At 53.4% G+C, this 9,681-nt stretch carries 10 protein-coding genes; 7 read left to right on the forward strand and 3 right to left on the reverse strand.

The features are described 5' to 3' along the window. The first annotated feature begins 241 nt into the window (after window positions 1–241). From HQL56_15330 to HQL56_15345, 4 genes are read left to right on the forward strand one after another with little or no spacing between them, the layout of a single operon-like run. Window positions 242–1,597, forward strand: a complete 1,356-nt coding sequence (locus HQL56_15330) for an HlyC/CorC family transporter (GenBank protein MBF0310891.1) — start codon at window positions 242–244, stop codon at window positions 1,595–1,597. 2 nt (window positions 1,598–1,599) lie between these two features. After that, the gene (locus HQL56_15335; GenBank protein MBF0310892.1) at window positions 1,600–2,838 is read left to right on the forward strand and encodes an HlyC/CorC family transporter; all 1,239 of its coding nucleotides are present in this window, start codon (window positions 1,600–1,602) and stop codon (window positions 2,836–2,838) included. 6 nt (window positions 2,839–2,844) lie between these two features. Next, complete coding sequence (locus tag HQL56_15340; protein ID MBF0310893.1) at window positions 2,845–3,516, forward strand: response regulator transcription factor; 672 nt, start codon at window positions 2,845–2,847, stop codon at window positions 3,514–3,516. Next, window positions 3,513–4,862, forward strand: coding sequence for a GHKL domain-containing protein (locus HQL56_15345; GenBank protein ID MBF0310894.1), 1,350 nt, complete (start codon window positions 3,513–3,515; stop codon window positions 4,860–4,862). Before HQL56_15340 ends, HQL56_15345 begins: the two co-directional genes overlap by 4 nt. A 3-nt stretch (window positions 4,863–4,865) precedes the next feature. Here HQL56_15345 and HQL56_15350 read toward each other — a convergent pair whose 3' ends face one another. Beyond that, the gene (locus HQL56_15350) at window positions 4,866–5,021 is read right to left on the reverse strand and encodes a hypothetical protein (GenBank protein ID MBF0310895.1); all 156 of its coding nucleotides are present in this window, start codon (window positions 5,019–5,021) and stop codon (window positions 4,866–4,868) included. Window positions 5,022–5,345: 324 nt separating this feature from the next. On the opposite strand from HQL56_15350, the gene HQL56_15355 reads away from it, so the two are divergent. The 3 genes from HQL56_15355 (at window position 5,346) to HQL56_15365 (ending at window position 8,907) form a co-directional block, all read left to right on the forward strand. Further along, the gene (locus HQL56_15355) at window positions 5,346–5,807 is read left to right on the forward strand and encodes a hypothetical protein (GenBank protein MBF0310896.1); all 462 of its coding nucleotides are present in this window, start codon (window positions 5,346–5,348) and stop codon (window positions 5,805–5,807) included. A 77-nt stretch (window positions 5,808–5,884) separates the two neighbouring features. Next, window positions 5,885–8,170 (forward strand): hypothetical protein, encoded by a 2,286-nt coding sequence (locus HQL56_15360; GenBank protein ID MBF0310897.1) that lies wholly within the window; start codon window positions 5,885–5,887, stop codon window positions 8,168–8,170. Further along, the gene (locus HQL56_15365; protein ID MBF0310898.1) at window positions 8,161–8,907 is read left to right on the forward strand and encodes a GHKL domain-containing protein; all 747 of its coding nucleotides are present in this window, start codon (window positions 8,161–8,163) and stop codon (window positions 8,905–8,907) included. The genes HQL56_15360 and HQL56_15365 overlap by 10 nt, the downstream gene beginning before the upstream one ends. Before the next feature lie 3 nt (window positions 8,908–8,910). Here the strand turns inward: HQL56_15365 and HQL56_15370 are convergent, their stop codons facing one another. After that, the gene (locus HQL56_15370; protein MBF0310899.1) at window positions 8,911–9,144 is read right to left on the reverse strand and encodes a hypothetical protein; all 234 of its coding nucleotides are present in this window, start codon (window positions 9,142–9,144) and stop codon (window positions 8,911–8,913) included. 152 nt (window positions 9,145–9,296) lie between these two features. Further along, the gene (locus HQL56_15375; protein ID MBF0310900.1) at window positions 9,297–9,587 is read right to left on the reverse strand and encodes a hypothetical protein; all 291 of its coding nucleotides are present in this window, start codon (window positions 9,585–9,587) and stop codon (window positions 9,297–9,299) included. Window positions 9,588–9,681 lie beyond the last annotated feature (94 nt).

The following is a 9,681-nucleotide window of genomic DNA, read 5'->3' on the forward strand; positions in this document are numbered from 1 at the left end:
GGGCTCCGCCCCAGACCCCGCCGGGGGGGATAATCCCCCCCGGACCCCCGTATGACTGAAAAGACCAGGGGATCCCGAAATGGGCGCGGTTCATACCCCTCTTTTTCAGCTTCGCTTAACATCCTTTAAGCGTGGATTCAACTCGACCCGCTAATCTGAATCCTGCCTGAAGAAAATCCCCCCTTCAGGCAGGGGAAAGCAGGCCGTCCGGCCTCCCCTTTCCTGCAACCTCGGAGGCCTTATGGACACGTCCATCTTTCTGGACCCTTTCGTCTGGATCCAACTGGTGCTCTTCTTCACCCTGCTGGGCTGCTCCGCCTTCTTCTCCGGAACGGAGGTGGCCCTCTTCTCCCTGAATCCGGTGCAACTGGAACAGATGGCCAAGGAGAATCATCCCCGGCTGGCCCTGATCCGCCGCCTGCTGGAAGATCCCCGCAACCTCATCGCCACCATCCTCATCGGCAACGAACTGGTCAACGTGGCCGCTTCCAACCTCTCCGCCACCTTCCTGATCCGCCTCCTGGGCGGCGAGGACAAATGGTGGGTCAACATCTTCATCATGCTGCCCCTGCTGCTGCTGATCGGCGAAATCACCCCGAAAACCATCGCCGTGCGCAACAACATCCCCTTTGCAGCTCTGGTGGCGCGTCCCATCGCCTCCTTCATGCGTCTGATCACTCCGTTGCGCCGCGTGGTGCGTTGGGTGGCCAACTTCTTCATCACCCTGATCATCGGAACGCCCCAGGAGAAGAAGACCACCGTCACCGAGGAGATGGTGCGCACCCTGGCCGAACAGGCCACCGAAGACGGGGTTCTCGACGATTCCGAGCGGGAATACATCAACAACATCTTCTCCTTCGGCAACCTCATGGTGAAGGATGTCATGGTGCCACGGGCCAAAATCGCCTTTCTGAACGCCCATGCCACCTACGCCGAGGCCATCCGCCTCTTCCAGAGCCACAACGTCGATCGGGTTCCCGTCTACGAAGGCCATCGGGACGATATCGTCGGCGTTTTGCACGTGCGCGACATGGTCAAGGCCGGACCCGCTCTGGCCAACAATGCCAAATGGCTCCCCGGTTTGCTGCGCAAACCCTACTTCGTGGTCGGCAGCAAGCGCGTCTCCTCCCTGTTTCAAATCTTCCGGGAGAAAAAACAGTCCATGGCCCTGGTGGTCGACGAATACGGCGGCCTGGTAGGGTTGGTCACCACCAAAGATCTGCTGGAGACCATTTTCGGCGAGATGCGCGACAAAACCGGCAAGTCCGGCAGCAACATCCAACCCCTGATCAACGGCTGTTTCCGTTGCGACGGGGTCATGCCCCTGTCGGAGTTCAACCAGATGACTCAGGCCAATCTGGAAGTGGACGAGGTGGAAACCCTGGGCGGCGCCATCCTGCACCACCTGGGTGAATTGCCCGTCGCCGGCCAGAAGATCACCCTGGAAGGCTGGAACTTCGAAGTCCTGGCGGTGGAAAACAATCGCCTCACCCGCGTGGTGGCCTGCCGCGTGCCGGAAGAAGAGGAGAGCCCCACCCTCCCCGAAGAAAACGAGACGTCCCCCGGCGACGACACCCCCGACCCGAAGGATGCCTGACCATGGACATCTGGTTGATCCCCCCCCTGATCCTGCTCTGCCTGCTGGTGGAGGCCTTTTACGCCGGTTCGGAAATCGCCGTGGTCAGCGCCGACCGCCTGCGGCTGCGTCACCAGGCCGCCAAAGGATCCCGCGGCGCTCAACTGGCCATGGAGATGCTCAAAAAACCGGAACACCTCCTGACCACCACCCTGGTGGGCATCAACGTCGCCATCGTGACCAACAGCTCCCTCTCCACCCTCTTCGCCATCGAGGTGCTGGGCAAGGAGCAGGCCTGGATCGCCATCGTCATCGCTGCACCCCTGATCTGGGTCTTCGGCGAAATCGTGCCCAAAAGCATCTTCCAGCAAAAGGCCGACTATCTGGCCCCACGCATCATCTATGTCCTTAAAGCCTCCTCGATCCTCTTTTACCCGCTTATCATCATCTTTTCCATCCTCTTCCGAGCCATCACCTTCCTGTTTGGCGGAGGAGAAAAGAATAACATCTTCTCCCTGCGGGAAGAGATCGACATGGTGCTCCAGATGCCGAATCAGGAGACCGACATCCTGCCGGTGGAACGCAGCATGATCCGCCGCCTGTTCAATTTCGGCGAAACCACCGCGCGGGATATCATGGTGCCCCTGATCGACATCCGCGCCGTGGACCGCAACGCCACCTGCGGCGAAACCCTGGAGTTTTCCGCCCAGTCCTCCCACCTGCTGCTGCCGGTCTACGCCGGGCGGGTGGACAACATGATCGGCTACATCAATACCGTGGACCTGCTGAACGTGCCTGCAGAACAGAGCATCCGGGGTTTCGTGCGGCCCATCGCCTACGCCCCCGGCGCCAAAAGCATCGAGGACATCCTCAACGCCTGCCAGGCCACAGGCGAACGCATGACCATCATCGTCGACGAATACGGCAGTTGCGAAGGGCTGGTCACCCTGGAAGACATCCTGGAACGGGTCGTGGGGGAGATGCGCGACGAATACGACCCGGACAAGAAGAACATCGTCTACTGGCAGCGGGTGGACAACGACTCCTGGCGGGTCAACGCCCGCATCTCCCTGATCGCCCTGAAAGACGAACTGGGCATCCAACTGCCCGACGGTCCCTACGAAACCCTGGCCGGCTTTCTGCTGGACCACTTCCGCGAGATTCCCAAGGAGGGCGAAAAAATGCATCATGACGGCTGGGCCTTCACCGTGACCAAAGCGGGGCGTCACGCCATCCGCGAAGTCGTCATCAGCAACGGTTGACCGACCATGCGCATTCTCGTCATCGAGGACGATCTGACCCTGCAACGTCTGCTGAAGCGCAAGCTGGAAGAGGTCGGCTTCGTGGTCGATTGTACCGCCAGCGGCATCGAAGGCGAGGAGATGGGCCGCGAACCCTTCTATCAGGCGGTGGTCCTCGATCTGGGACTGCCGGATCTGCCGGGTCTGCAGCTCCTTAAAAAATGGCGTGGAGCCCGCATCCGGCTGCCGGTGATCATTCTGACGGCGCGCAACACCTGGCAGGAGCGGGTCCAGGGCATCGAAGCCGGCGCCGACGACTACCTGGGCAAACCCTTCCATCCGGAGGAGCTGGTCGCCCGACTGCGGGCCCTGATTCACCGCGCCCAGGCCGTCGTGCCCGGCCTGTTGCAAGCCGGCGGACTGCTCCTGGACGAAAACAGCCAGTGCGTGGCCGGTCCCTCCGGAAAATCGGTGCAATTGACCGCCACCGAGTTCAAACTGTTGCGCACCTTCATGATGTTTCCCAACAAGGTCTTCACCAAAGAGGCCCTGATGGACGCCATCTACGATTTCGACACGGTCAACGACCACAACGTCATCGAAGTCTACGTCAACCACCTGCGCAAAAAACTGGGGCGGGAGGTGATCCGCACCCTGCGCCTGCAAGGCTATGTCATGGGACAGGGGGAGGTGGCGTGAAACCCTCCATCCGGCGCGACCTGCTGGTGGCTCTGGTCAGCAGCCTGGTGGTGATGTTCGTTCTTCTCTGGCTGGCCGTCTCCCAATCCCTGCGCAACCTCACCGCCAACTATCTGGAAGACCGCATCGAACGGGAAATCGCCAGCATCCTGGCCGAAATGAAGGTGGAAGGCCAGGACGAGATCTCCCTCGACGAAAGCCATGTGGACGCCCTCTTCCACTTCTCCTTTTCCGGCTACTACTACCAGATCTCCCTCAGCCGGGGCGATACCGTCCGCCAGTTGCTGCGCTCCAAATCCCTGGAGAGTTTCGTCCTCAAACTGCCACCCTTGAGCGTCGGCGGCAAACAAAGGCTCCTGCTCGCCGGCCCCCACCAGGAAAACCTGCTGGTGGTCATGCGTGCCGTGCCCTTGCGGCAGCACACCCTGACCATCGCCGTAGCCGAAGACCTCACCCCCATCGACGAGGATCTCGCCGCCTTCCAATGGCGTTACACCCTGCTCTCCGCCCTCTTCCTGGCCGGACTGGCCCTGATTCACGTCTATGCGGTGCATCGCTCCCTCGCCCCCATGGGCCGCATCGAACACCAACTGCAACGGCTGGAGGAGGGCAAAATCGAACGCATCGACGAAGCGGTGCCCCAGGAGATGCAGCACATCGTGGCCCGCATCAACCAATGGCTGGAGAAAACCACCCTGCGACTGGAACGCTCCCGCACCGGTCTGGCCAACTTGGCCCACGCCATGAAAGGCCCCCTCTCCACCCTCTCCCAGGTGATGCACCATCCCGGCGTCATGGCCGACGAAACCCTGCGCGGCGAAGTGGAAGAGCGGCTCACCTCCCTGACCAACCTGGTGGAGCGGGAACTGCGTCGCGCCCGACTCTCGGACCACTCCCTCCCCACCCGCTTCTTCAACCCCGAAAAAGAGGTCAACGCCCTGGTGCGCACCCTGAAAAGCCTCAATTTCCAGAAAAACGTCCAGGTCGAACTGACCGTTCCCCCCAATCTGCTCATGCCCTTCGATCAGGAAGACATGATGGAACTGTTGGGCAACCTGCTGGACAACGCCTTCAAATGGTGCGACGGGCGCATCCGGGTGGAGATCGGGGAACGCGGCAAAGAGTGCTTCTTCGTGGTGGAAGACAACGGGCCGGGAGTTTCGGAGGAGCAGATGGAACACATCACCCGCCGCGGGGTACGTCTGGACGAATCCCGCAGCGGGCACGGCATGGGTCTGGCCATCGTGTCGCAAATCGTGGAACACTACCATGGACGCATCCACTTCCACCGAGCCCCCTCCCTGGGGGGCTTCGGCGTGGAAGTGGCGCTGCCCGCCTCCTCCTGAGCCTCAGCCGCGCACCGGCGGAAGCATCTGGCGCCAGCTCCGCTCGAACAGATCGTTGATGCAGCCCTGGAGATAGATCAACAGCGAACGACGCGGCTGGTCCCGCTCCTGAAACCGCGAGATGGAGACAATGGCGTGGCGCGTGCGACGGGAGGCCATCACGCCCTCCTTTCAAGGCTTCGGTAATCTGGCTGACAACTCGCAACTATTCATGTAAATTTCAGGCATCTAAATATAATTACAGACATATTTTCGATTTTTCTAACTACTCATAGCCTGCGCAACGCGATATGACGGAGTCAATAGTGAAAGGAAAAGTCCCAGGGCGCTGCCCTGGACCCGTCGGGGAGGGGATTATCCCCCCAAACCCCCGCATTCCTGAACAGATACCGATTTTTCTTGCATTGGAACATAAATGTGCGCAAGATACCCGAAACAGTTTTCTCCGGGTATGTATGTCGACATGATTAAGCAGGACTTCTTATGAAACATTCAATCATTCAGTTCATAAATCAAGATTACTCACTTTTGGCTATTATTGCAGGGCTAGTGCTTTCGTTATTATACATGGCAGCAAAGAATTATTACGCGCTCAGACTTGCAATGTATAAAATAAGATTCGCCGCCTTATTCCCAATATATGAAGGGCTATCAGAAAAATTAATGGTAATTGAGGTTAATTTAAACGGATATGCGAATAATGACGCTCTCAAAGAAAAAACATATTTAAGCATTAATAACTTAGAGGAATACAGAATGAGGAACTATTTCGCGATAAATAATGAACTAGACGATGCTGTTCTTGAAGCAATACAAACAACGTCCGACATGATTGGCCAAGACTGCGATTCCGAAAAGATAAAAATCTATATCAGAAAAGCACTTTATAGTATTGATCGTTCTCGCAAAATCATGCGAGACAATTGCAATACGGGAGCTATGTAGCTTAGGTTAATTTCGTACCAAGACAACCTTTTACAATCCAGCAACTGAGTGTACAACATTCTAAAGAAGGATCCATAATGAGCGATCAACGATCTAAGATTGAAAATTATGTTAATACAGCAATTAAGACAATTTATACTGACTTACCGAATTCGCCTGATGTTTTTATAAGACCAATTGATGACTATCGAATCAGGAGGAAATTGCAAGGAAAAGGCACAAATAACAACCCGTTTGTAGAAAAGGTTACGCAGGGAGTTTCTAATCATATTTTAGAAATTTTTAAATATTACAAGAAAGTTTTTTCACTACATCCTGCAAACCCAAATAAGCAGGAAGTGATAGAAATGATGTGTGAGATCTATATTGGTGATGAAAGTGTGAATAGGCTGGCCGAGTTAATCGAAGAAGCATCCAAAGAAGCATTCAAGAATCAAACTACATTTCCCATTCTTGTCATCGGCCCAAAAGGATCAGGAAAAAGCACAACCCAAAACATCCTATTAAGCACACAGACTCATTGGATACAAGAGAATTTAAGATTATGCTGGTTTCGTTGTGACGCCCACAAATTATACAAGCTCTGGGAAAAACATTCGGCCAGCGATGTAACGCTAGAAGACTACCTTAAAATACAACTTGCTTATGTTGTTATTAAATATGGAGCAAACTACAAAAACAAACTTTTTGGAAAGATTATTGACTACGCTCGAACTTTATCTCTAGTAACTTATATCGGGCCAAACACTCGAGGAGAGATTAAGTCAGACATCTTTATCGATCAACTCCTAGAGAAAATAGAAAAAGAGAGCGGTGATGCAGATGATAGTGCATTTATAAAAATAATTGACAATTCGCTCTGCAATAGAACCATCAGAAGACTGGAATATAATAAAATTATCGACCTGTCTGATATGCTAAAAAAAATAATATTGTCTAAATACAATATGCGCATCATGTATGTTGTTGACGGGGTCGACAATATATTGTGGCACAAAGCCAGAAATGCTAATCATTATATTCAGTTTATTAAAACAATTTCCGAAACTGCCGTTTTGCCAAGAAAAGATATTTGGGTTTTTAGTATTAGACCTGAGACTCTAGAACACATGAAATTTAGTTATGATGGATCAATCTCTCCATTATCTTCAAACCTTGACAGTTGCCCACAAGTTCAAATCAATACAATAAATGTAAAAGAATTGATTCAGAAAAAAGTAGCAATATGCAAACACCCAAAATCTTCAGAATTTGTCAATTCAAAAAAAAATTTAGAGCTTAAAATGGGGCAAACCCAATTAAAGCATTATGATGACCTACTGCAAGATGTTAGTAATGATTTTATCGAAGTATTAGAAACCCTCTCAAACACCACTCAAAACTCACAAGATCCGATTCAGTATCTTTTCCGCAGCGATATTAGAGAATGCTCTCAAAATTTACTAACTGCATTCCTCTATCAAGTTTTTATGCAAACAACGTTCAACGACTTTGATATACAATCAAAAGGCAAGAAAAGGTTTGAACGATTAATCTATAGAAATCTATTTCTCCATGGTGAACTTTTTAAGAACACCACAACTGAAAACGACTCTTCAAACGACAGTCCGATATTACCCAATCTGTTTTGGTATGACATATCAAAAGTGAGACCTGACCAGCAAAGAATTTGGTATGGCCTATGCGGACTCAGAATTCTTCAAACTATTTATGCAATGGGACCAAGCTACGCCACAAAAGAAGCTGTTAGTGTTCATCTTGTGAATTTTTTTGATTATGATGAATCGATTATCAACAATACATTCGATCGATATATTCAATGTGGCCTTATCTCGTATAAACTGATAGAGATGAACCAACAATCAACTATTCAATGCACTCTATCAGACAGAGGTATATTTATGATATCTCTTCTGTTTCGGAAAATTGATCTATTGTATTTTATGGCTCTTGATACTCCATTATTATTTGGAAATCTCGTAGCCTGCCACAATAACCAACAAAGCTCTTCAATGTGTTTTACCGAGTCTGTTATCAGCACCGGCATTTGGATGTTACACCATATTCAACATTGGCACAAAGAGGAATTAAAATATATTAACTCAACAGCGCTAAAGGTTATTTCAGAAACAAACTCAGGAAGATCCGGCTTTTGGTGGTCAGATACTGCTAATTTACAAAAAATATATAATATTAGTCTAGATGAAGATGGCGACAATATTGTCGAAATCAGGTCGTCAATCATATCGTTAATTCAGTCACTGTCAGCACAGGTTACTGTGGGTCAATATTCTCGTATCGATTCTATATTAGAAACAAAGATTTCACTAGATAAACCGATAGATTATATCAGATGCAAATAGGAAATTTCAATACCCCACCCGATGCGGTGCCCCAGGAGATGCAGCACATCGTGGCCCGCATCAACCAATGGCTGGAGAAAACCACCCTGCGACTGGAACGCTCCCGCACCGGTCTGGCCAACTTGGCCCACGCCATGAAAGGCCCCCTCTCCACCCTCTCCCAGGTGATGCACCATCCCGGCGTCATGGCCGACGAAACCCTGCGCGGCGAAGTGGAAGAGCGGCTCACCTCCCTGACCAACCTGGTGGAGCGGGAACTGCGTCGCGCCCGACTCTCGGACCACTCCCTCCCCACCCGCTTCTTCAACCCCGAAAAAGAGGTCAACGCCCTGGTGCGCACCCTGAAAAGCCTCAATTTCCAGAAAAACGTCCAGGTCGAACTGACCGTTCCCCCCAATCTGCTCATGCCCTTCGATCAGGAAGACATGATGGAACTGTTGGGCAACCTGCTGGACAACGCCTTCAAATGGTGCGACGGGCGCATCCGGGTGGAGATCGGGGAACGCGGCAAAGAGTGCTTCTTCGTGGTGGAAGACAACGGGCCGGGAGTTTCGGAGGAGCAGATGGAACACATCACCCGCCGCGGGGTACGTCTGGACGAATCCCGCAGCGGGCACGGCATGGGTCTGGCCATCGTGTCGCAAATCGTGGAACACTACCATGGACGCATCCACTTCCACCGAGCCCCCTCCCTGGGGGGCTTCGGCGTGGAAGTGGCGCTGCCCGCCTCCTCCTGAGCCTCAGCCGCGCACCGGCGGAAGCATCTGGCGCCAGCTCCGCTCGAACAGATCGTTGATGCAGCCCTGGAGATAGATCAACAGCGAACGACGCGGCTGGTCCCGCTCCTGAAACCGCGAGATGGAGACAATGGCGTGGCGCGTGCGACGGGAGGCCATCACACCCTCCGGTGGAATCTCCCGCAGTCGATGAATGGCCTCGCGGGTCAACTGGCCGGGGACGGAAGAGCGGCGCATGGTAACCTCCAAAGGGTTGGACACTTCGTGGCGGGATCACCCGCCGGTGAGAAGCATCCTAACCGCGCCACTTGAAACCATATTGAAGACCAAATCAGGAAATTCGTGGTATCGAGCCGATCGCTCCCCGACTCGGGCCAGGTCTGCCCCGGTCAGTGGGAACGGTTCGTCGAACCCGACTCGTCGAAAAGCGCCTCCAGGGAGTCCACATCCAGAATGCGCTCGCTCCAGAGGGCCAGTTCGCCCGGTACGGCATTTTCCAGCCGGGTCGTCACCCAGGCGGGGGCGGGTCCGAACTTGCGCTGTATCTGGCGCAGCAACAGGCCGGACTCCCCTTTCTGCAAACCATAGGCCTCACCAAGTGCCTTGCCCCGGGCCTCGCCCCGAGCCTCGCCTTCGGCCCGCCCCTTGGCCAACAGTTCCTGCGCGTAGATGGACATCATTCCGGCTTCCCCCTGCGGGTTGAAAACGACCCCTCCCGCTCAGTGGGAACGGTTCGTCGAACCCGACTCGTCGAAAAGCGCCTCCAGGGAGTCC

Source organism: Magnetococcales bacterium (assembly GCA_015231925.1).
Classification (GTDB): Bacteria; Pseudomonadota; Magnetococcia; order Magnetococcales; family JADGAQ01; genus JADGAQ01.

Excerpts from the sequence above, each read along its gene's own strand:
- HQL56_15350 (MBF0310895.1), bottom strand. The coding sequence starts at position 5,021 with ATGGCCTCCCGTCGCACGCGCCACGCCATTGTCTCCATCTCGCGGTTT.
- HQL56_15360 (MBF0310897.1), top strand. The coding sequence starts at position 5,885 with ATGAGCGATCAACGATCTAAGATTGAAAATTATGTTAATACAGCAATT.
- HQL56_15375 (MBF0310900.1), bottom strand. The coding sequence starts at position 9,587 with ATGATGTCCATCTACGCGCAGGAACTGTTGGCCAAGGGGCGGGCCGAA.
- HQL56_15370 (MBF0310899.1), bottom strand. The coding sequence starts at position 9,144 with ATGCGCCGCTCTTCCGTCCCCGGCCAGTTGACCCGCGAGGCCATTCAT.
- HQL56_15340 (MBF0310893.1), top strand. The coding sequence starts at position 2,845 with ATGCGCATTCTCGTCATCGAGGACGATCTGACCCTGCAACGTCTGCTG.
- HQL56_15330 (MBF0310891.1), top strand. The coding sequence starts at position 242 with ATGGACACGTCCATCTTTCTGGACCCTTTCGTCTGGATCCAACTGGTG.
- HQL56_15365 (MBF0310898.1), top strand. The coding sequence starts at position 8,161 with ATGCAAATAGGAAATTTCAATACCCCACCCGATGCGGTGCCCCAGGAG.
- HQL56_15355 (MBF0310896.1), top strand. The coding sequence starts at position 5,346 with ATGAAACATTCAATCATTCAGTTCATAAATCAAGATTACTCACTTTTG.
- HQL56_15335 (MBF0310892.1), top strand. The coding sequence starts at position 1,600 with ATGGACATCTGGTTGATCCCCCCCCTGATCCTGCTCTGCCTGCTGGTG.